A 19,502-nucleotide genomic window follows, 5' to 3' on the forward strand; every position below is an offset into this window, starting at 1 on the left:
GTCCTAGAGGCCAGGGTCGGCGGAGGTGACGATGGTGACGGAGCGGGGCGGCGGCGGCGGGCTGGACCGGAAGCCGACCCCCTTCAGCCACAGCTTCAGGGCCTGCCAGTGGATCGCGGCCACGACCTTCCAGGTCAGCAGCGGCTGCGCCACCCAAGCAACCAGGACGCCGACATCAGTCAGCGCCAGGCGCCGCCCGCTGAAGCAGGCCGACAGAATGGGCGCGGACCGACCGTCCCGGTCCTCGCCAGGGCGCACCTGAATGGCAACGGTCAAGCGCTCTGCGGGCGGGGACACACGGAACTCATACCGCGCGTCCATGTCCAGGAAGGGAGAGACATGAAGGTGTTTGGTGCAGTGCTGGCGCACCACGCCATCGGCGGTGGCCTGGGCATCCACCGGGATGACGTAGCTGTGCCGCAATCCAAAGGTGTTGTTCACCTCATGCACCAGGGCGCAGAGCGTGCCGTCGCGGCGATGGCAGAAATAAATGCTGATGGGGTTGAAGACGTAGCCCAGGACGCGGGGCATGCACCATAGCCGGATCGCGCCGCCGTCGTACCCCGCTCCGGCCTCGGCCAGCAGGCCCGCCACCTGGTCCGCCAGGGGCCTGCCGGAACCGTCCCCATGATCCGCGTCATGAAAGGACAGCAGATTGAAACTGTTGTGGGAGAAAAGCCGAAGCCGCAGGTGCAGGGCCGGCAGCTCATCCAGGTCCAGAAGCATGGACCAGACGCGATAACGCAAATGGTGGCGGCGCGGCCAGGCGCGGCGGTGGGCCACCCAGCCCCGGTAGAGGCCGCTGTGGCCGGACATTGGGGCGCCGGGGTTCCCTGCATCCGCCAAGTCCGCATCCATGTCCGACATCGGCCCCATGCCTCCCACGCCCGGCAGTAAAAGCTTGTGCCCCCTATACGCGCCAGGGTGAATGCTGGATCAGTCGCTACAGCGGCTGATCCAAATCCGCCGTGGTTCGTATAAAGTGGCATGCATGACGCTCGCACCCTTCGAACCGCATCCCCCCGCCGCCGGCCATCGACCGGCCGGCCCAGCATGTCCTGGCCCCGGCCGGGGGACGGCCGCTTGACCGGCGGTGGAGATGGTATCCTGCCGGAAGGCCGCGCCGCGGCCGGCGCCACGGCTGGCACGGTCGTGTTGGAGGATGTGCACGCCCGCCACCTGCGGGCCATCGCCACACAGGGCGACCGCGCCGCGTTCTCGGCCCTGTTCCGGCATTATGCCCCCCGTATCAAAAGCTATCTCCTGACCACCGGCCTGCCGTCCATGGAGGCGGAGGAGCTGGCGCAGGAGGTTATGCTGACCGTCTGGCGCAAGGCGGCCATCTTCGACCCATCCCGCGCGCGGGCCGCCACCTGGATCTTCACCATCGCCCGCAACCTGCGCATCGACGCGGCGCGTCGCAGCCGCGCGGCGGAGGCCGCCGTGGCGCAGGAAAGCCTGACGCCGTCCGAGCCTGAGCCGGCGGACGACCTGTTGTCCGCGGCGGAGGCGGCGGACCGCCTGCGCGCCACCCTCGACACCCTGCCCCCGGATCAATTGGCGGTCGTGCGGCTTTCTTTTTTTGAAGACGCGCCGCACCCGGACATCGCCCGCCGCCTGGGTATTCCACTGGGGACGGTCAAGTCGCGCCTGCGCCTGGCCATGGCCCGCCTGCGCGGCGTGATCGATCCCGGGGGGACTGAACGATGATCGCTGCCATGCGCCCACCCCCCTCCCTGCCCTGCCCCACCCACCATCCCGACGCCGAGCTGCTGTCGCGCCACGCGGCCGGCACGCTGGCCGATGGCCCCGCGCTGGTTGTGGCCACCCATCTGGACTTCTGCCCCGTCTGCCGCCACCAGGTGCGGGTGTGGGAAGCGCTGGGCGGCGCCCTGCTGAACAGCCAGCGTCCCGTGGCGCTGGCCGATGACGCGCTGGAGCGTACGCTTGCCCGGCTCGATGGCGGCCGGCTGGAAGGTAAATGGCCGCCTGCGGACATGCCCGTCCTCGACGCCGATCCGGTGCTGCCCCCCGCCCTGCGTCGCCAGCGCCTGGGCCCCTGGCGCTTCGTCGCACCCGGCATCCGGGGACGCGCGGTGCGGGTCGACCCCGCCCAGGGCTACAAGGTCATGCTGTTCCGTGTGGCGGCGGGCATGGCCATACCCATGCACGGCCATCGGGGCCAGGAATACACCTGTGTCGTCGACGGCGCCTTCAGCGACGTCTTCGGCCGCTTCGCCTCCGGCGACATGGCGGCGGTGGATGCCAGCGTGGATCACCAGCCGCTGGCAGAGCCGGATGGCGATTGCCTGTGCCTGATCGCCGTGCGCGGTCGGCTGCGCATCCACAGCCTGCTGGGCCGCCTGGTCCAGCCGCTGGTCGGGCTCTGACCCTTGGCGCCGGCCATCCTGCTGGCGGCGGTGGCACTCGGGCAGTGCGCCGCCATGGCGCTGGCCTGGGCCATCCAGCGGCGGACCCGCCAGTCCGGCTGGGTGGACGCCTGCTGGTCCATGACCGTGGGCGCGGGCGCCCTGGCCGCCGTGCTGGCGCCGGTGGACGGGGCGCCTGCCAGCCCCCGGCAGATATTGGTGGCGACGCTGGTGGGACTCTGGTCGGCGCGGCTGGCCGCCCATATCGCCGTCCGCACCCGAGGTGGCGGTGACGATCCGCGATATGCCGAGTTGATGCGGGTCTGGGGTCCGAAAGCCGCCATGCGCCTGTTCTGGTTCCTGCAAAGCCAGGCGCTGGCCGCGGCGCTGTTGACGATCACCGTTTACGCCGCCGCCCGTAACCCAGCGCCCGGCCTTGGCGGCGGGGACGTTCTGGGCGCGGTGGTGCTGCTGGCGGGGATCGCCGGCGAAGGGGTGGCCGACGCCCAATTGGCCCGCTTCCGCCGGCGGCCCAATGCCCACGGGCGCGTGTGCGACGCCGGACTATGGCGCTGGTCGCGCCATCCCAACTATTTCTTCGAATGGCTGGTGTGGCTGGCCTACCCCTGCTTCGCCCTGACGCCGGGGCCGGAAGGGGTTTGGCCGTGGGGTTGGCTGGGGCTGATCGGCCCCGTCCTGATGTACGTGCTGCTGGTCCATGTCTCTGGACTGCCGCCGTTGGAGGCGCACATGGCGCGGTCGCGGGGGGCCGCGTTCGCTGATTATCGCCGGCGCACCAGCGCCTTCTTCCCTTGGCCGCCACGGCCGGACACGGAATAGATCCTTGACCATCCGCCGCGCCTCGGGCGATTAGCTGACCCTGGGGATCGACGGGGGTCGACCGCCCTGGGGACACCACATCGGGGGATGGCATGCGCGACGGGAAGAAGTTGGGGGTCGCCTTGGCCCTGGGCGCCGGTCTGGCGCTGGGCGGCTGTTCCAGCGAGGAGCCGATGGGCCCCGGCCCCGACCAGAAGATGTTGCAGGCCGCCTGCGCCTTGGAACTGCACACCACGCGCCCCACCGGCACCGACGTGCTGACCATGTACCGCATCGAATTGCCGCTGACGCCGGTGGACGTGCGCCGTGTCGAATCCACCGTCCTGGCCGATGGGCGCGACACCTATTACGTGCGCGCCAAGTTCAACGGCCAGGTCTGCATCGGCGGCGACGTCACCCTGGTGTCATTGGCGGGCGGCAAGGTGCATGTTCACTATGAGATCGCGGATCTGGCGCACCTGGACATGGTGGGAAAACCCATCTTCGTGCGCCTGACCCTGGACGATACCTTCGACTACACCCCCGGCCAAATCGTGAACCGCACAGCCGGCGGCAATCATTATGGATTCTTGCTGAAATAGAGGGCGACGGCACAGCCGGCCGCCGCCGCCACGGCGGTCAGAACCGCCCCCCATGCCATATCCAGCGCACTCAGCCGGGCGGACCACAGGCGCAAGGTGGCGTGGTTGGTAAGGTCGTACGTGCCATAGGTGAGAAGACCGAACACCGCGCCGCGCATCAGCGCCTGCATCAGCGGCGCCTCCGACCGTGTCGCCGGTTCCACACAAAAGAAGATGATGCCGCCCGCCATAAGCAGGTAGAACACGGCAGCCGGCCCCAGGCGTGGCTGGGGCGCCACCATGTCGCCCATCACCTGGCGGTAAAACCCCACCATGCGGGTCAGCCAGACGGCATCCAGGGCCAGGAAGGCGATAAGGGTTGCCGCGTAGATCGCGGCCTGGCGCAGCACTGGTCCCAAGGCCTTTTCCTCCCCGCAAAGCCAAAAAAGAAAAACGCCCCGGCCTGGGCACGGGACGTTTTTCAATACGCGTCGGCGATGCGGATGGATCAGCCCGGCGTTCACCGGACCGGCGAGCGGGTCAGCGACTTGATGCGGCCACGCGGGTTGCCGGACATGGCGGCGATTTCGCGGTCCTGCGCCTCGATGATGGCGCGGGCGGGCTCGTCACCGTCCAGGCCGCCCAGTTCGGACGAGGGGACGCGGCGGTTGGACGACCGCGAACCATCGTCATACAGGACGTCGAACAGGACGAATTCGCTGACGGACTTGGATTTCGGCTTGCTGCTGCGGCCCATGGGGACCTCCTCTTCCTAAAGAACCATCACAACTCAGGCGTGGTACGGCTCAGCGGCGGCGACGCGGGCGGTTGCGATCCTCGCGCGCCGGCTGCTGCTGGTCTTCGTTGGCGTTCAAGGCCGCCACGAAACTGGAGAACTGGGTGCCACGACCATCCTGGACGGGGCGTGGCGCGGCCGGACGGGGGGCGTTCGGACGCGGCCCCTGCGGCTGGGCCGGACGCTGGCCCTGAGGACGGGCTTGCTGCTGCTGGCGGCCACCTTCAGGCCGTGCGCCCTCGGGGCGCGGACCCTGGCCCTGCGGGCGGTTGCCCTCGGCGCGAGGACGCTGACCGTCGGCGCGGGCGGGCCGCTGGCCGTCGCTACGGGCGGGCCGCTGGCCCTGGGGCCGAGCCTCCGCCTGGCCCTCGGCGCTGCGCTGGCCGCGGGGCTGCCCGCGACCGCCATTGCCGCCGCCGTTGCGCGGCTGGCGGGCCGGCAGGGGCGGACGGCTCACCGGGGCGGCGGCGGCCTGGGGCGTGGCCTCGGGCCGCTCACCCACCGGGATGGACTTGCGGATCAGCTTCTCGATATCGCGCAGGTAGATGCGCTCATCCCCGTCGGCCGTGCACAGCGACACGGCGACGCCCGAGGCACCGGCACGGGCGGTGCGGCCGATGCGGTGGACATAGGTCTCCGGCTCGTTGGGCAGCTCAAAGTTCACCACGTGGGTGACGCCGTCCACGTCGATGCCGCGCGCCGCGATGTCGGTCGCCACCAGCACCCGGACGGTACCGGCGCGGAAACCGTCCAGCGCCTTCTGCCGGGCGTTCTGCGACTTGTTGCCGTGAATGGCGGCGGCCTCGATGCCCGCCTGCTCCAGCTGGGCCGACACGCGGTTGGCGCCATGCTTGGTGCGGGTGAAGACGATGCTGCGCTGCATGCCGGCATCGCCGCGGATCAGGTCGACCAGCACGTGGCGCTTTTCCGCCGCCGGCACGAAGATGACCTTCTGCTCGATGCGCTCCGCCGTGGTGGAAACGGGCGTGACCTCGACCCGCAGCGGGTCGCGCAGCATCTTGCCCGCCAGTTCCGACACGTCGGCCGGCATGGTGGCGGAGAAGAACAGCGTCTGCCGGTTGGCCGGCAGCTTGGCCATGATCTTCCGCAGGCTGTGGATGAAGCCCATGTCCAGCATGCGGTCGGCTTCGTCCAGCACCAGCACCTCGACCTTGTCCAGGCGCACGTGGCCCTGGGTCATCAGGTCCAGCAAGCGGCCGGGGGTGGCCACCAGGATATCGATGCCGTTGGCCAGCGCCTTCACCTGGCTGCCCTGGCCGACGCCGCCCAGGATGACGGTGTGGCTGAGCTTCAGGCCCACGCCGTAGTTGGTGATGCTCTCGCCGATCTGCACCGCCAGCTCACGCGTCGGGGTCAGGATTAGGGCGCGGGGCATGCGCAGCGGCAGGGCCGACGGGGCGGCCCCCAGGCGCTGCAGGATGGGCAGGGTGAAGGCGGCGGTCTTGCCGGTGCCCGTCTGGGCGATGCCCAGGATGTCGCGGCCCTCCAGCGCATGGGGAATGGCCCGCGCCTGGATGGGGGTGGCTGTGTGATGGCCCAACTGGGCCAGGGCGGCCTGAATCTCAGGCCGCAGGGAAAGGGTGTCGAAAGCGGTCAATGTCTTGGAATCCCAGGGCGACGCGCCGGCCGCGTTCGTTTCTCGCGGCCGCGGATCGCGGTCAAGCCCTTGCCCGGGCGCGTGCCGGCAGGCATGTGTCAGAAGGTCGAGTATGCCCTGGGTGCTACAGGGGCGATTTGGCCGCCACCGCTACGCGCCACCCGGGGGATACCGCCAGGCCCAGCGGCCCGGCATGGGAACGGATGATGCCATCCATTCCCTAAGACCGCATAAGTGGCTGTGACCGGTCCCAGGTACAAGGGAAATCGCTCGAAGCCCCCCGAATTGCTGCCATGCCCCGGCGTGGGTGGCCGTTGTCACACAACCGCCAAGCTTGTTCGCCAGGGTGCTCACCCCCCAACGCAGCGACATCGCGTTTGCATGCGCCTACAATTCCCCGTAGAAAAGCCCTGACGGTTCCCGCCCTGACCGGGCGGGATGAAAAGGGAACGCGGTGGGGAATCCCCTCCCCGACGCCGCGGCTGCCCCCGCAACTGTGAACGGCGAGCCCGACACCATCCCCGCGCATGCTATCGCGGCGGGGATCGAAGCCACTGGGAAACCGGGAAGGCGGTGCCAGGGTGATGACCCGTGAGCCAGGAGACCTGCCGTCACGCCGTGGTCACGCACGGGCACATTGGGCGGGGTGCACCAGTGGGGAAAGGGCGCCCGCCGTCCCGGCCGCTTGGGGATATCCAGGCCGGTGATGGGCGATCCGGTCTTTGGCCCGTGGTGACGTGTCACGTTGCCAGAGGCCAACAAACATGGGTCGTTTCGTTCCCGGAATAACAACCGCGCTGCTGGTCTTGACCAGCCCGGCGGCCTTCGCCGCCACCGACGATGCCGCCGACACCGCGTCCAACACCGTCGACGACGTGCTGGTTACCGCCGCCCGCCGCGATCTCATCGGCGCCGCCGCCACCTCCAGCCAAGGGGTGGTGGTGAAGGAGGAACTGGAGTTGCTGCCGGCCTACCGTGTGGGCCAGATGCTGGAGACCGTGCCGGGCCTGGTGGTCACCAGCCACAGTGGCGAGGGCAAGGCCAACCAGTATCTGCTGCGTGGCTTCAACCTGGACCACGGCACCGACATGGCCACCAGCGTGGACGGCATGCCGGTGAACATGCGCACCCATGCGCATGGCCAGGGCTACACCGACCTGAATTTCGTGATTCCCGAACTGGCCCGCGGCATCGGCTACACCAAGGGCCCCTACTTCGCGGCGCAGGGCGACTTCTCCGCCGTCGGTTCCATCCAGATGGCTTACCTGGACCAGCTTCCGGCCCAGGTGGCGCTGACGGCGGGCACGCTGGGCTATCAGCGTGCCTTCGCCGCCGGCGCTACGGCGTTGGGCGCCGGCCAGCTGATGGCGGGCGGTGAGCTGGTGCATTATGACGGGCCCTGGGACCATCCGGACAATTTGCGCAAGGGCAATGCCGTGCTGCGCTACAGCCAGGGCGCGCGGGCCGACGGCTTCAGCGTCACGGCCATGTATTACCGTGGCCTGTGGAACGCCACCACCGACCAGCCGGAACGCGCCATCGCGCAAGGCCTGATCGGCCGCTATGGCACCCTGGACCCCACGGATGGCGGCCAGGCGCGGCGCATGAGCCTGTCGGGCACCTTTGCCATGCCGGTGGATGCCGGCTGGCTGGCTGGCGGCGAGGTGACGGCCAACGCCTATGTTATCAACAACCAGCTGACGCTGTGGAACAACTTCACCCATTTCCTGGACAATCCCGTCCAGGGCGACCAGCACGCCCAGGATGAGAACCGCATGGTTGCCGGCGGCGCCATCAGCTACAGCCGTCCCTTGAACCTGCTGGGCCTGGACCATGAGGTGGTCGCCGGCCTGGACACCCGCTTCGACGATGTGCATGTCGACCTGCGGGCGACCCGAGCCCGCGTGGCCTATGCCCAGCTGAGCAACGACAACGTTCAGGAGACCGGCGGCGGCGCCTATGTCCAGGCGACCAGCCATTGGACGCCTTGGCTGCGGACCGTGGTGGGCATGCGGGAGGACTACCTGGCCGCCACCGACCACGGCAGCAACGCCGGCGTGGTGGCGGCCCGCCTGTTCCAGCCGAAGGGCAGCGCCATCGCCACCCTGTGGCAGGGAACTGAGGTCTACCTCAGCGCCGGCCGCGGCTTCCACAGCGACGACGTGCGGGGAGCGTCGCAGGGGAACGCCCCCTTGCTGGCCAAGGCCGATGGCGAGGAGGTGGGCATCCGCAGCACCATCCTGCCCAACCTGACCGCCACGCTGACGGCCTTCCAGATGGATTTCGTGTCGGAGCTGACCTACGACGCCGACGTCGGCCAGACGGAGGCGGGGCGCCCCAGCCGCCGGCGCGGGGTGGAGCTGAACACCACCTACAACCCGTTCAGCTGGCTGGAATTCTACGGCAGCGTCGCCTTCAGCCACGCCCGCTATACCGATAGCGATCCAGCCGGCAGCTTCATCCCCGACGCGCCCAAGCTGATCGGCTCGCTGGGGATCTATCTGCGCGATCTCGGCCCCTGGTCAGGTGGCGTGGAGTACCGCTATTTCGGCGCCCACCCGCTGGTCGAGGACAACAGCGTGCACTCGGCGGGCAGCCAGGAATGGAACCTGACGGCCAACTACACGCTGCAAAGCGGCCTGCGCTTCGGCATCGGCCTCTACAACGTCTTCGACAGCAAGGATGACGCCGCCGACTATTATTACACCGACCGCCTGAAGGGCGAACCGGCGGAAGGTGTCGGCGATCTGCACGCCCACCCGCTGGAGCCCCGCTCCGTCCGGTTTACCGTGGCCCAAAGTTTCTGATCACCACAGGTCGGCCAGCCCCTCCTCCATCACCAGATCGGTGGGGGGCTGGCCGTCCCCCTCCATCCGGGCCGACCCCATCCAGGCCACGGCGGCCGCGTGGCCGCTGGGCAGATCACGGGTCCACAGCCGGCAGGCTTGGCCTGACGGCAACGACCCGTCGTGACGGATCAGCGCGGGGCCTTCGGGTGCCATGGCGAAGCTGTCGGTGGGCAGCGACAGGCCCAGGCCCAGGGCCTTGATGTAGGCTTCCTTCAGGGTCCAGAAGGTCACCAGATCCCGCCCGCTGCGCCCAGCGGGGCGGGCATCCAGCCAGGCCAGTTCTTCGGGTGCGAACATGGCCGCCGCCAACTCCGCCCCGATGCGGCGTTCGCCGCGCTCCACATCCACGCCTATCCGTGTGCCAACCTCCAGGGTCACGGCACAGGCCACCAGGCCGTCGGTGTGCGACAGGTTGAAATCCAGCCCCGCAGGCGCGTCCACCAGACCAGGCTTGCCCTGCGGTGTGAGGGGGGCGAAGGCCAGCGCCGCCGGCGGCCGGCCCAGCAGGCGGCCCAGCCACAGCCGGGCCAGGCCGTGGGCCGCCACATATTCCCGCCGGTTGACCTCGAACACAAAGCGACGGGCCCGCGCCCGTTCCCCCTCATCCAGCAGGGGCCACAGGCGGTCATAGGCCGCGTCATCCAGCGTGCTCAGGGGCAGGGTCCGCAGCAGCGGCATGGTCATCCGTTCAGGCGACAGGGGATCAGAAAGCCCGGCCAGAACAGGCGCCCGGCCGCCCCCTGTCAAGGGTCCGGTCCCCCGGCCCCCAACCGACGCGGTAATCCATATATTGCCCCGCTACGGCTGGGGATATCCCCATCGCCGAAGGTATTGCCGCCCTATCCGGAAAATGATCCCCCGAATCCCCAAGGAACACGGCGTGCGGCCAGCCTGTTGAAGCGCAGCATGACCGTGACCGGAGCCCCGACGACTATGCCCAACCGCCGCAACGCCCGCCGCATCCTGGCCGCCACAGTGGCGCTGGCGACCGTGTCCGCCGCGCTCACCGCCCAGGCGCAGACGGCCGATCCGGCGGGCTGGGGTCCCTTGCTGAGCGTCGGGCCGGTGGTCAGCACCCTGGGCCTGGGGGCGGAGGTCGGTGCCCGCTTCGATGACCGTTTCGGCCTGCGCCTCAACGCCAGCGGCTTCAGCTTTTCCGCCAACCACACGGTGCGCGACGTCCGCTATGACGGCGACGCCACGCTGGAGTCCTTCGGCCTGCTGGCCGACCTGCATCCCTTCGGCGACGGCTGGCGCGTAACCGCCGGCGCGCGCCTGAACCTGAACGAGGTCGACCTGAAGGGCACGCCGCGGAACGCCACCTACACCATCCACGGCATGACCTACACCGCCAGCGAGGTCGGCAGCCTGAACGGCAAGATCGCCTTCAACCGCTTCGCCCCCTATGTCGGCGTCGGCTATGAGGGCGCGGTGGCCGACCACTGGCGCTTCGGCTTCGACCTCGGGGCCATGTACCACGGCACGCCCAAGGTCTCCCTCGACGCCAGCGGCCCCGTCACCACCACCCCCGACTTCGAAAGCCGCCTAGAAGCCGAGCGCCAGGAACTGCGCGATGATGTGAAGGACTACAGCTGGTACCCGGTGTTGAGCCTGACGGTGAAGTACGTGTTCTGAAGTGAAACGGGCTGAAACGAAGACGGGCGCCGTCGCCGGCGCCCGCTCCGCTTAAATCTGAACCCCTCGGCCACCTATTTCTGGGCGAGATCCAGCGCCCCGGTCAGGTCGCCCAGGGCCGGGCTGCCGTTGGCGGCCAGGGCGGCGTCGCGCTGCTTGATGCCTTCCAGCTTGGGCAGGTCGAAGCGGCGGGTGATGAAGCGCAGGATGGAGGTGGTGTCGTAGAAGGTGTGGTCGATATAGCCCCTCTTGGCGTAGGGCGAGATGATGATGGCAGGGATGCGGGTGCCGGGGCCCCAGCGGTCGGCCTTGGGCGGGGCCACGTGGTCCCAGTAGCCGCCGTTCTCGTCATAGGTCACCACCACCAGCATGTTCTTCCACTGCGGCGAGGCCTGCAGGTGCTTCACGATGTCGGCGATGTGGGCGTCGCCCGAGGCCACGTCGGCATAGCCGGAGTGCTGGGTCAGGTTTCCCTGGGGCTTGTAGAAGGTGACGGCGGGCAGCGTGCCGGCGTCGATGTCCTTGATGAAGGCCTTGCCCTCCAGCCCGCCGTCGCGCAGGTGCTCCTTGCGCGCCTTCGTGCCCGGGGCGGTGCTGGCGAAGTAGTTGAAGGGCTGGTGGTGGTACTGGAAGTTAGGCACGGGCTCGGCGTTGCCGTGGTCCAGCGTGGCCTGCCAGGCACCGCTGTACCAGGCCCAGCTGACCTTCTTCTGGCTCAGCAGGTCGCCGATGTTGGTCATGGTCTGCGGCGGCAGCGTCGTGGGGTTGGCCGGATCGGCCAGCGCGGGATCGCCGCCCGGCACCGGTTTGTTGGCGCTGGGTTGATAGGGCGGCTGCATGGTGTTCACGGCATAGAAGTCGGGCGTCAGGTTGCCGCTGTTCACGAATTTCGGCACACCCTCGAGGGCTGACTTGGGCGAGTTGGGCGCCAGCGTCAGGCTGACACGGTCGGGTTCCACCACCGAGATCGACCCCTTGGCCGGGCCCTGGTCGGCATGCGGATAATAGGGCGCGCACGAGCAGATCAGGACGAAGTGGTTGAAGAAGGAACCGCCGAATCCGCCCATGAAGAAGTTGTCGGCCAGCGTGTACTGCTGCGCCAGCGTCCACATCGCCTGCTTGGCACCGTCGTAATGGCCCATGACCAGGGCGCCGCTGTCGGCGTAGGCCACGAACCTGTCGTTCTTGCCGCCGTCGATCTGCATCTGGTTCTCGTAGAACCGGTGCACCAGGTCGCGGGTCACAACGCCCTGGCCCAGGTTGAAACCCTTGGGGTCGTCGATGGCGAAGGGCTGGTTGGGCAGATGCTCCGTCTGGGCCTGCGTCACCTCCGGCGTCACGCCGCGGGCGGTCAGGCCCTTCCAGATGGGGGGCAGTTCCTTGAGGACCGACCCGTCGCGGTCGCGCTGCGCCAGGCTGTCCGGCGGGGCGTTGGCGATGCCGTTGGCGCCGGGGAAGGTGCCGTACAGGTTGTCGAAGCCGCGGTTTTCCGCGTAAATCACCACCACGGTCTTTATCTTGTCCAGGCCATCGGCCGGCTTGGCCGCCATCGCCTGGTCACCGAACCCTGCCATGATGCCGGCGGCCAGCGCCACCGCGGCCACACCCTGACGCAAGCTTCCGCTCCGCCCCATGCCCACTGCCATGATGTTCCCCTTCTTCGTCGTTTCACTTTTGCTGAAGGTCTTATACGCAGACACGAAAAAACACATCCCCCGGCGCGGCCGCGTGGCGCTGGGTGCGGCGATTTTCCTGGGCCTGGGGGCCGGCTGGTTGATGGTCCCGCCCCCCGCCACGGCCCAGGGCCTGAGCCGGGAAGAGGTGCGCCGCCAGGCGGCAGCCCTGGCGGAGGTGGGGCGGCGGCTGTTCTTCGACCCCAGCCTGTCGGCCAGCGGCACCCTCGCCTGCGCCAGCTGCCACGACCCGGCGCACGCCTTCGGCCCGCCCGACGGGGCGGCCGTGCGCCTGGGCGGCGCGAACGGCAGAACGCCGGGCCTGCGCGCCGTGCCGTCCCTCATGTACTTGCAGGACGTGCCCCCCTTCGCCGAACACTACCGCACGCCGGAGGATGAAGGGGATGAGAGCATCGACAACGGCCCCACCGGCGGCCTGACCTGGGACGGCCGGGTGGACGGCCAGCGGGAACAGGCCCGCGTCCCCCTGTTCAGCCCGTTCGAGATGAGCAACACCGATCCTGCCGATCTGCGTGTCCGGCTGGAGCGGGCGGGCTATGGCGCCCAGCTGCGCGCCGCGGTGGGCGGGACAGCGGGGGAACGGGCGGACGTGGTGGACCTGGCGCTGCGGGCGCTGGATGTGTTCCAGCAAGACGGGGCCCTGTTCCATCCCTATACCAGCAAGTACGACGCCTTTCTGACGGGCAAGGCGACGCTGACGGACGAAGAACGGCGCGGGTTGGAGGCGTTCGAGGATCCGGCGCGCGGCAACTGCGCCAGCTGCCACGTCAGCCGGCGCGGCAACGACGGCACGCCGCCGCACTTCACCGACTATGGCTTGATCGCCATCGGGGTGCCGCGCAACCGCGACATCCCGGCCAACGCCGACCCCCGCTATTTCGACCAGGGCCTGTGCGGGCCGCTGCGCACGGATTTCACCGGCGTCGCCAATTACTGCGGCCGCTTCCGCACCCCCACCCTGCGCAATGTGGCGCTGCGCCAGGTGTTCATGCACAACGGCGTCTTCCACACCCTGCGGCAGGTGATGGAGTTCTATGCGGAGCGCGACAGCGACCCCGGCAAATGGTACCCGCGCCGGACCGACGGCAGCGTCATGAAGTTTGACGACCTGCCGGTGGCCGCGCATGGCACGGTGCCGGCGGCCATCAACATGGAGGCGCCCTTCGGCCGGCGGCCGGGCGATCCGCCGGCGCTGAACGATCGGGACATTCACGACATCATCGCCTTTCTGGGCACCCTGACGGATGGCTGGCCGGCCCCGAAAACCGCCGGACCATAGTCCAGGCGCATCTCAGGATGATGACAGTTGGCCGCACTTGGGCGACCGGCGGCTAACACCTAGGTAGGGATTACGAGACTGGGGTGGCGCCGCCATGATCAGCCCCGTCGATGACGGGGATGACGGGGGCAACCGGCGATGGCCATCACAGTAAAATTGCATCCTATGAGGCACCCTGCGGGGGATGCCCGCATGATCCACGAGCATGCCATGTTCCTGCCCCTGCTTTCCCCCACCCGGCACGACAGCGGGTTGCTGAACCTGCTGGCCGGCGGCGCCCTGCTGGCTGTCCTGCTGGCCGTCCTGACCTGGGACGGCCTGCGCGACGTGGTGGCGGAGGCCACGGGCCTCAGCATGGCGCGGGGAGAAATGCTGAGCCTGCTGGCACTGGCAGCCATCGCTGGCCTGGTCGTCTATCTGGCCCGCCGCATCTGGGACCTGATCCCCCACACCCGCTTCTCGCCGGAGGAGCGGCGCATCCTGCGCAGCCTGCCCCAGGCGCTGGTGCGTGGCGAGATTCAGCCGCACTTCCAGCCCGTGGTGGACGCCGACAGCGGCAAGGTGGTGGCGGTCGAGGCGCTGGCCCGCTGGGTCAAGGCCGACGGCACCATGCTGTCCCCCGGCCAATTCATCGGCCTGGCGGAGCGCGGCGGCCTGATCCGCCTGCTGACCAAGGCCATCGTGGAACACGCGGTGCGCACCGCCGCCACCTGGCGCGAGCTGCATGACCTGGACATCCCCATCTCCATCAACCTGTCGGTGGAGGATCTGGAGGCCAGTGACCTGGTGGACCACCTGATCGCCCTGTGCGACCAGTACGGCGTGCCCCATGGCGCCATTCGGGTGGAACTGACGGAAACCCAGTCGATCGTGCATTTCGATGTGGTCAACAAGGCGGTGACCACCCTGCGCCAGGCCGGCATGGCCGTGTACCTTGACGACTTCGGCACCGGCTACGCCTCGCTCAGCGTGCTGCACCGCATCCCCTTCACCGGCATCAAGCTGGACCAGAGCTTCATCCGCACCTTGCGCGACGACCCCCGCGCCGACGCCATCGTGCGGGCCAGCGTGGCCATCGCCCGCGATCTGGGGCTGTCGCTGGTGGCGGAAGGGGTGGAGGATTGGGAAACACGCGACCGCCTGGGCCAGATGGGCGTGCGCCACATCCAGGGCTACGTCTACGCCCGGCCCATGCCGGCGCCCGACTTGATCGCCTTTGCCCAGCAGGCTCAGCCGGCCCTGACCTTGTCGCTGTAAGCGGATCTTTCCAGGCCGGCCCGGCGCGGCCCAATGTCGCCACACAGACGAACAAAAGGCCGCTGCCCCGTACAATCCAAGGGCGCCGGCGACGATCATGCTGTGCACCGTTGGATCAACCGGCCGCCTGGTCCCCCCCAAGCCAACGCGTGCCCAGCCCGTAGGAGATGACGTGAATGGCCCGCTATCCCGCCCTGTTCTGCATGACCTGCGGCCGCGTCGAATCCGTACCCGGTCTGGCCGACGTCAGCCATCAACCCGCCGCCAACGACCGGGCCGACGCCAACCGGGCGGACGCGATGATGGTCCCAACGCCCAGCAGCCCAACGCTCAATGAAGGAGCACGCATCATGGCCAGCATGAACGCCCTGTTCCGGCTGTTGAGCCCAGCCCAGCGCGCCATCCTGATGGACGATGTCGCCGCCAGCATGCGGGGCATGCCCGTCGCCCTGCAACAGCGGCAACTGGCCCATTTCGGCCGTACCGACCCGGCCTACGGCGCCGGCGTCGCCGCCCGCCTGGGCATATCACTTCCCACCCTGGTGGATGCCGGTAACCAGGCCGGGTGACCGGAAGGTCTCCGGCCTGGAATTTCCCGGAACGCTCAATGCGCGTCGGCGGAGGGCCCCTTGGGCGGCCCCACCTTGCGCATGGCGGGCACCAGCAGCGTGGCGATGACGAAACACACCAGGATGACCAGGAAGGCGTCCGCATAGGCCATGGTCTGGGCCTCGCGATAGGCCAGGGTCCACAGCTGCTTCAGGGCCGCCTCCTGCCCCCGCAGCGCATCCCCGCCCAGGGTCGCGACGTCGGACGCCCCCACCTTGGCCACCAGCGCGCGCATGGGGTCGCTGGCGGGCGTCAGATGTTCGGCCAGACGTTCGAAGTGCAGGTTGGTGCGGTCGTTCAGGATGGTGCCGCAGACGGCGATGCCGATGGCGCCGCCCAGGTTGCGCATCAGGTTGAACAGGCCCGACGCCTGCTTCAGCCGGGCCGGCGGCAGGCCGCCCAGGGTCAGGGTGACGATGGGCGCCACCGCGAATTGCTGGGAGAAGCCCCGGAAAGCCTGGGGCAGCAGCAGTTCGCGCCAGCCCCAGTCATGGGTGATGGGGGTGAAGTTCCACATGCTGAGGGCGAAGCCGGTCAACCCCACCATCATCAGCCAGCGCAGGTCCACCCGCTTGGCCAGGATGGTGTAGAGGGGGATGGCGCTGACCTGGAACAGGCCGGTGGAGAACACGGTGAGACCGATGTCCAGCGCGCTGAACCCCCGCACCCGGCCCAGGAACAGCGGCGTCAGGTAGATGGTGGCGAAGATGCCAATGCCGGTGATGAAGGAGAACAGGCAACCCAGGGCGAAGTTGCGGCTTTTCAGCGCCCGCAGATCCACCACCGGGTTGGCATAGGTCAGGCTGCGGACGATGAAGGCGACACCGGCGACGGCCGAGATCCAGGCCGTCAGGCGGATGGTGTCGTCGTCCAGCCAGTCCCAGCGCGGCCCTTCCTCCAGCGTGTATTCCAGGCAGCCGAGAAAGATGGCCATCAGCAGCATGCCGGGATAGTCGGCACCCTTCAGCAACGACCAGTCGGGTTCGTCGATGCGCACCATCAGGGGCACGGCGATGGTGACGAACAGGCCGGGCACCAGGTTGATGAAGAACAGCCAGTGCCAGGAATAATGGTCTGTGATCCAACCGCCCACCGTCGGGCCCAAGGTGGGCGCCAGCGACGACAAGGCCCCCACCGTGGCAGCGGCCACCACCACGCGGGGACCGGCGAAGAAGGCGAAGGCGGAGGTGAAGACCATGGGGATCATGGACCCACCCAGAAAGCCTTGCAGCGCCCGGAAGGCGATCATGCTCTGGATGTCCCAGGCCCAGCCGCACAGCAGGCTGGTCAGGGTGAAGCCGGCGGCGGAGACGGCGAACAGCCAGCGGGTGGACATGACCCGCGCCAGCCAGCCGGACAGGGGGATGACGATGATCTCGGCGATCAGATAGCTGGTCTGGACCCAGGCCGTCTCATCCGTGCCGGCCGAGAGGCCGCCGCCGATGTCGCGCAGCGAGGCGGAGACGATCTGGATGTCCAGCAGTGCTATGAACATGCCCACGCACATGATGGCGAAGGCGACGATCTTGCCCCGGGGGGAGAGTTCCTTCCTCCGCGGGGCGGCTATCGCCACCCCTGGACCCCCGGCGGCCGTTGCGGCGGTCACGGCGCCGTCTTTCCGGCGACGGCAACCGCCTTGCCCGGGGTGGCGGCGCCCTCCTTGGTGTTGATGGCGGCGGTGACCGACAGGCCAGGGCGCAGGCTGCCCAGCAGGCTGCCTTCACCATCCAGCAGGATGCGCACGGGCACGCGCTGCACGATCTTGGTGAAGTTGCCGGTGGCGTTCTCCGGCGGCAGCACGCTGAACTGCGCGCCCGTCGCCGGCGCCATGCTGACCACCCGGCCGTGGAACCGGCGGCCCGGCAGCACGTCGGCCTCGACCGACACCGGCTGGCCGGCCTTCAGATCCGCGATCTGGCTTTCCTTGAAGTTGGCGTCCACCCACAGCCCCTGTGCCGGTACGATGGCGATCAGCTGCGCGCCGATGGTGGCATAGGCGCCCGGCCGGGCGCTGCGGTTACCGACGGTGCCGTCGATGGGCGCCCGCAGCTCGGTATAGCTGAGGTTCAGTTGCGCGGTGTCGCGGTCGGCGATGGCGCCGGCAAGTGCTGCCTCCGCCTGGCGCTTCTGGGTGTCGATGACATCGATCTGGCGCTGGGCCGCCTGCAGGGTGGCCGTGGCCTTCTCGCCATTCGCCACCGCCTGTTTGTAGGCGGCGTCCGCCTTCTCGAAAGCCTGGATCGAGGCGGCGGCCGTGGCCGACAGGGCGCGGTAGCGGTCCTGGTCGTACTTGGCGCGGTCGGTCTCGGCCTTGGCGGCGCCGACGCCGGCCGCGGCCTGGTTGATGACGGCCTGCTGCAGGCGGCGCTGCGCCTCCAGGTTGGCCAGCGTGGCCTCCTGCGCCTCCACCGCCGCCACGGCACGGGCCAGGGCGGCGCGGTAGTCGCGGTCATCCAGTTTCAGCAGCAGGTCGCCGGCGTGTACCGCCTGATTGTCGGTCACCGCCACCTGCGCGATGAAGCCGGAGACCTTGGGCGCGATCACCGTGACGTCGCCGCCGACATAGGCGTCGTCGGTGCTTTCGATGAAGCGGCCCGTGGTCCACCAATCATAGCCATAGGCCGCGGCGGCCACGCCCAGACCGAGGCCCAGGACGGAGAGGAGGAGCGTGCGGCCGAGGCGCCGCGACTTCACCGGGCTGCCGGCAAGCCGGCCGTCCTGCTGCTGTTCATAGGTCTGGCTGGACATGGGATCGCATCCTTCAAGCGGCGGCGCCGGTCGGGGCGGCGGCGGATTCGGTGGGGCTGGGCATGGGCGCGGTAGCAGGCCAGGTGGGATAGCGCGACTTGGTGCGGGCGTCGGCGGCGGGGCCGGCCACGACACGGAAGGCGGGGTAGGTCAGCGGCCGGCCGGTGTGGCGGTCGACCAGCATCGGTTCGGCGGGCGCGCCGGTGGCGCTGTCCACCAGCTGAATGGCCGGGCCTTCGGGTGCGAAATGCTGGTTGCCCCAGGCCATGATGGTCCACAGCACGGGGCGGAAGTCCTGGCCGGCGGCCGTCAGCACATATTCGTGGCGCAGCGGCCGCGTGCTGTAGGGCCGCTTTTCCAACAGGCCGTCGGCCACCAGCGTCTGCAACCGGCGGGTCAGCATGTTGGGCGCGATGCCCAGATTCTTCTGGAACTGGTCGAAACGGCTGGCGCCCAGGAACGCCTCGCGCAAAATCAACATGCTCCACCACTCCCCCACCCGTTCCAGGCTGCGGGCGATGGGGCACTGCGGATTGATCAGGCTGCTATTGTGCATGATGGCCGTCCTTGTGTTACTTTCATAATGAAAGCCACAGGACGCCATCTAGCCTCAGTGGCTTTCATTATGCAAGTGACAAAGCCGACCCACCCGGCTCGGCACCCCGCGATGGGAGCAAACCACCTATGTCTGAAACGGCGACACCCCCTTCCACCGGCCCAAAGCTGTACCTGGACGACCTTCAAGCCGGTCAGCGCCACGTGACCGGCACGCACACGCTGGACGCCCCGGGGATCAAGGCCTTCGCGGCCCAGTTCGACCCCCAGCCCTTTCATCTGGATGAGGAGGCAGCCGACCGCAGCTTCTTCGGCGGGTTGGCGGCCAGTGGCTGGCACACGGCCGCCGTCACCATGCGGCTGATGGTCGACGGCCTGCCCATCGCCGGCGGCGTCATCGGCGCGGGTGCGGACATCACTTGGCCTGCGCCCACCCGGCCCGGCGACATCCTGCAGGCGCACTGCGAGATCCTGGAGGTAAAGCCGTCCCGCTCCCGACCCGACCGGGGAATGATCACCATGCGGACCGAAACGCGGAACCAGCGGGGCGAGGTGGTGCAGCTGATGACAACCCGAGTGGTGGTGTTCCGCCGCCCTTCGGAAGGCTGAGAGGGGGAGCGGCGACGTCTTTCCGCCGCCCCTTCTTTTCGCCATAGTGGCCGCCTTCCAATTGGGCGGACGCCTGACAGCGTC

The 19,502-nt window shown here is 68.8% G+C and carries 19 protein-coding genes and 1 riboswitch; of the genes, 10 read left to right on the forward strand and 9 right to left on the reverse strand.

Annotation, left to right across the window (positions count from 1 at the left end; genetic code table 11):
- Window positions 1-3: 3 nt before the first annotated feature.
- On the reverse strand, window positions 4-867 hold the full coding sequence (locus tag P5F91_RS26600; protein WP_338424085.1) for a DUF1365 domain-containing protein: 864 nt from the start codon (window positions 865-867) through the stop codon (window positions 4-6).
- 216 nt (window positions 868-1,083) lie between these two features.
- Here P5F91_RS26600 and P5F91_RS26605 point away from each other — a divergent pair, with 216 nt between their 5' ends.
- The 4 genes from P5F91_RS26605 (at window position 1,084) to P5F91_RS26620 (ending at window position 3,790) form a co-directional block, all read left to right on the forward strand.
- A complete protein-coding gene (locus P5F91_RS26605; RefSeq protein ID WP_246134330.1) occupies window positions 1,084-1,710 on the forward strand; it encodes a sigma-70 family RNA polymerase sigma factor in 627 nt (208 codons plus the stop codon).
- Between the two features lie 8 nt (window positions 1,711-1,718).
- Window positions 1,719-2,390, forward strand: a complete 672-nt coding sequence (locus P5F91_RS26610; RefSeq protein WP_186454685.1) for a ChrR family anti-sigma-E factor — start codon at window positions 1,719-1,721, stop codon at window positions 2,388-2,390.
- Window positions 2,391-2,393: 3 nt separating this feature from the next.
- Window positions 2,394-3,209, forward strand: a complete 816-nt coding sequence (locus P5F91_RS26615; protein ID WP_277908720.1) for a DUF1295 domain-containing protein — start codon at window positions 2,394-2,396, stop codon at window positions 3,207-3,209.
- A gap of 92 nt (window positions 3,210-3,301) precedes the next feature.
- Window positions 3,302-3,790, forward strand: a complete 489-nt coding sequence (locus P5F91_RS26620) for a hypothetical protein (protein WP_277908721.1) — start codon at window positions 3,302-3,304, stop codon at window positions 3,788-3,790.
- Here the strand turns inward: P5F91_RS26620 and P5F91_RS26625 are convergent.
- The 3 genes from P5F91_RS26625 to P5F91_RS26635 form a co-directional block, all read right to left on the reverse strand.
- The gene (locus tag P5F91_RS26625; protein ID WP_277908945.1) at window positions 3,769-4,179 is read right to left on the reverse strand and encodes a DUF2177 family protein; all 411 of its coding nucleotides are present in this window, start codon (window positions 4,177-4,179) and stop codon (window positions 3,769-3,771) included. The two genes, P5F91_RS26620 and P5F91_RS26625, sit on opposite strands and share 22 nt — an antisense overlap.
- A gap of 110 nt (window positions 4,180-4,289) precedes the next feature.
- Window positions 4,290-4,526 carry a hypothetical protein gene (locus P5F91_RS26630; protein WP_145610207.1) on the reverse strand — a complete coding sequence of 79 codons (237 nt, stop codon included), beginning with the start codon at window positions 4,524-4,526 and terminating at the stop codon, window positions 4,290-4,292.
- Between the two features lie 49 nt (window positions 4,527-4,575).
- The gene (locus P5F91_RS26635; RefSeq protein ID WP_277908722.1) at window positions 4,576-6,183 is read right to left on the reverse strand and encodes a DEAD/DEAH box helicase; all 1,608 of its coding nucleotides are present in this window, start codon (window positions 6,181-6,183) and stop codon (window positions 4,576-4,578) included.
- Window positions 6,184-6,580: 397 nt separating this feature from the next.
- Window positions 6,581-6,810: riboswitch (cobalamin riboswitch) on the forward strand.
- Window positions 6,811-6,947: 137 nt separating this feature from the next.
- On the opposite strand from P5F91_RS26635, the gene P5F91_RS26640 reads away from it, so the two are divergent.
- Window positions 6,948-8,990, forward strand: coding sequence for a TonB-dependent receptor (locus tag P5F91_RS26640; RefSeq protein ID WP_277908723.1), 2,043 nt, complete (start codon window positions 6,948-6,950; stop codon window positions 8,988-8,990).
- On the opposite strand, the gene P5F91_RS26645 is transcribed toward P5F91_RS26640, so the two are convergent.
- Entirely contained in the window at window positions 8,991-9,710 is a 720-nt protein-coding gene (locus P5F91_RS26645; protein WP_277908724.1) for a 4'-phosphopantetheinyl transferase family protein, read from the reverse strand.
- A gap of 228 nt (window positions 9,711-9,938) precedes the next feature.
- Here P5F91_RS26645 and P5F91_RS26650 point away from each other — a divergent pair, with 228 nt between their 5' ends.
- Entirely contained in the window at window positions 9,939-10,667 is a 729-nt protein-coding gene (locus tag P5F91_RS26650) for a hypothetical protein (protein ID WP_277908725.1), read from the forward strand.
- A gap of 74 nt (window positions 10,668-10,741) precedes the next feature.
- Here the strand turns inward: P5F91_RS26650 and P5F91_RS26655 are convergent, their stop codons facing one another.
- On the reverse strand, window positions 10,742-12,283 hold the full coding sequence (locus tag P5F91_RS26655) for an acid phosphatase (RefSeq protein ID WP_422394498.1): 1,542 nt from the start codon (window positions 12,281-12,283) through the stop codon (window positions 10,742-10,744).
- A gap of 160 nt (window positions 12,284-12,443) precedes the next feature.
- Here P5F91_RS26655 and P5F91_RS26660 point away from each other — a divergent pair, with 160 nt between their 5' ends.
- From P5F91_RS26660 to P5F91_RS26670, 3 genes are all read left to right on the forward strand, one after another.
- Window positions 12,444-13,640 (forward strand): cytochrome-c peroxidase, encoded by a 1,197-nt coding sequence (locus P5F91_RS26660; protein WP_277908726.1) that lies wholly within the window; start codon window positions 12,444-12,446, stop codon window positions 13,638-13,640.
- 192 nt (window positions 13,641-13,832) lie between these two features.
- A complete protein-coding gene (locus tag P5F91_RS26665; RefSeq protein WP_145610213.1) occupies window positions 13,833-14,897 on the forward strand; it encodes an EAL domain-containing protein in 1,065 nt (354 codons plus the stop codon).
- 176 nt (window positions 14,898-15,073) lie between these two features.
- A complete protein-coding gene (locus tag P5F91_RS26670; protein WP_145610214.1) occupies window positions 15,074-15,466 on the forward strand; it encodes a catalase-related domain-containing protein in 393 nt (130 codons plus the stop codon).
- 35 nt (window positions 15,467-15,501) lie between these two features.
- Here the strand turns inward: P5F91_RS26670 and P5F91_RS26675 are convergent, their stop codons facing one another.
- From P5F91_RS26675 to P5F91_RS26685, 3 genes are read right to left on the reverse strand one after another with little or no spacing between them, the layout of a single operon-like run.
- On the reverse strand, window positions 15,502-17,112 hold the full coding sequence (locus P5F91_RS26675) for a DHA2 family efflux MFS transporter permease subunit (protein WP_277908727.1): 1,611 nt from the start codon (window positions 17,110-17,112) through the stop codon (window positions 15,502-15,504).
- Window positions 17,109-18,254 (reverse strand): HlyD family secretion protein, encoded by a 1,146-nt coding sequence (locus tag P5F91_RS26680; protein WP_277908728.1) that lies wholly within the window; start codon window positions 18,252-18,254, stop codon window positions 17,109-17,111. The genes P5F91_RS26675 and P5F91_RS26680 overlap by 4 nt, the downstream gene beginning before the upstream one ends.
- A gap of 13 nt (window positions 18,255-18,267) precedes the next feature.
- Entirely contained in the window at window positions 18,268-18,810 is a 543-nt protein-coding gene (locus P5F91_RS26685; protein WP_277908729.1) for a winged helix-turn-helix transcriptional regulator, read from the reverse strand.
- Between the two features lie 128 nt (window positions 18,811-18,938).
- Here P5F91_RS26685 and P5F91_RS26690 point away from each other — a divergent pair, with 128 nt between their 5' ends.
- Window positions 18,939-19,418 (forward strand): MaoC family dehydratase, encoded by a 480-nt coding sequence (locus P5F91_RS26690; protein WP_145610218.1) that lies wholly within the window; start codon window positions 18,939-18,941, stop codon window positions 19,416-19,418.
- The last annotated feature ends 84 nt before the right edge of the window (window positions 19,419-19,502 follow it).

Origin of the sequence: Nitrospirillum amazonense (assembly GCF_029594735.1) — a bacterium.
Taxonomy (GTDB): domain Bacteria; phylum Pseudomonadota; class Alphaproteobacteria; order Azospirillales; family Azospirillaceae; genus Nitrospirillum; species Nitrospirillum amazonense.

Bases quoted from the DNA above. Each gene is read 5' to 3' on its own strand.
- P5F91_RS26640 (WP_277908723.1), top strand. From the start codon at position 6,948: ATGGGTCGTTTCGTTCCCGGAATAACAACCGCGCTGCTGGTCTTGACC.
- P5F91_RS26600 (WP_338424085.1), bottom strand. From the start codon at position 867: ATGTCGGACATGGATGCGGACTTGGCGGATGCAGGGAACCCCGGCGCC.
- P5F91_RS26680 (WP_277908728.1), bottom strand. From the start codon at position 18,254: ATGTCCAGCCAGACCTATGAACAGCAGCAGGACGGCCGGCTTGCCGGC.
- P5F91_RS26630 (WP_145610207.1), bottom strand. From the start codon at position 4,526: ATGGGCCGCAGCAGCAAGCCGAAATCCAAGTCCGTCAGCGAATTCGTC.
- P5F91_RS26685 (WP_277908729.1), bottom strand. From the start codon at position 18,810: ATGCACAATAGCAGCCTGATCAATCCGCAGTGCCCCATCGCCCGCAGC.
- P5F91_RS26610 (WP_186454685.1), top strand. From the start codon at position 1,719: ATGCGCCCACCCCCCTCCCTGCCCTGCCCCACCCACCATCCCGACGCC.
- P5F91_RS26690 (WP_145610218.1), top strand. From the start codon at position 18,939: ATGTCTGAAACGGCGACACCCCCTTCCACCGGCCCAAAGCTGTACCTG.
- P5F91_RS26620 (WP_277908721.1), top strand. From the start codon at position 3,302: ATGCGCGACGGGAAGAAGTTGGGGGTCGCCTTGGCCCTGGGCGCCGGT.
- P5F91_RS26665 (WP_145610213.1), top strand. From the start codon at position 13,833: ATGATCCACGAGCATGCCATGTTCCTGCCCCTGCTTTCCCCCACCCGG.
- P5F91_RS26650 (WP_277908725.1), top strand. From the start codon at position 9,939: ATGACCGTGACCGGAGCCCCGACGACTATGCCCAACCGCCGCAACGCC.
- P5F91_RS26645 (WP_277908724.1), bottom strand. From the start codon at position 9,710: ATGCCGCTGCTGCGGACCCTGCCCCTGAGCACGCTGGATGACGCGGCC.
- P5F91_RS26660 (WP_277908726.1), top strand. From the start codon at position 12,444: ATGGTCCCGCCCCCCGCCACGGCCCAGGGCCTGAGCCGGGAAGAGGTG.
- P5F91_RS26670 (WP_145610214.1), top strand. From the start codon at position 15,074: ATGGCCCGCTATCCCGCCCTGTTCTGCATGACCTGCGGCCGCGTCGAA.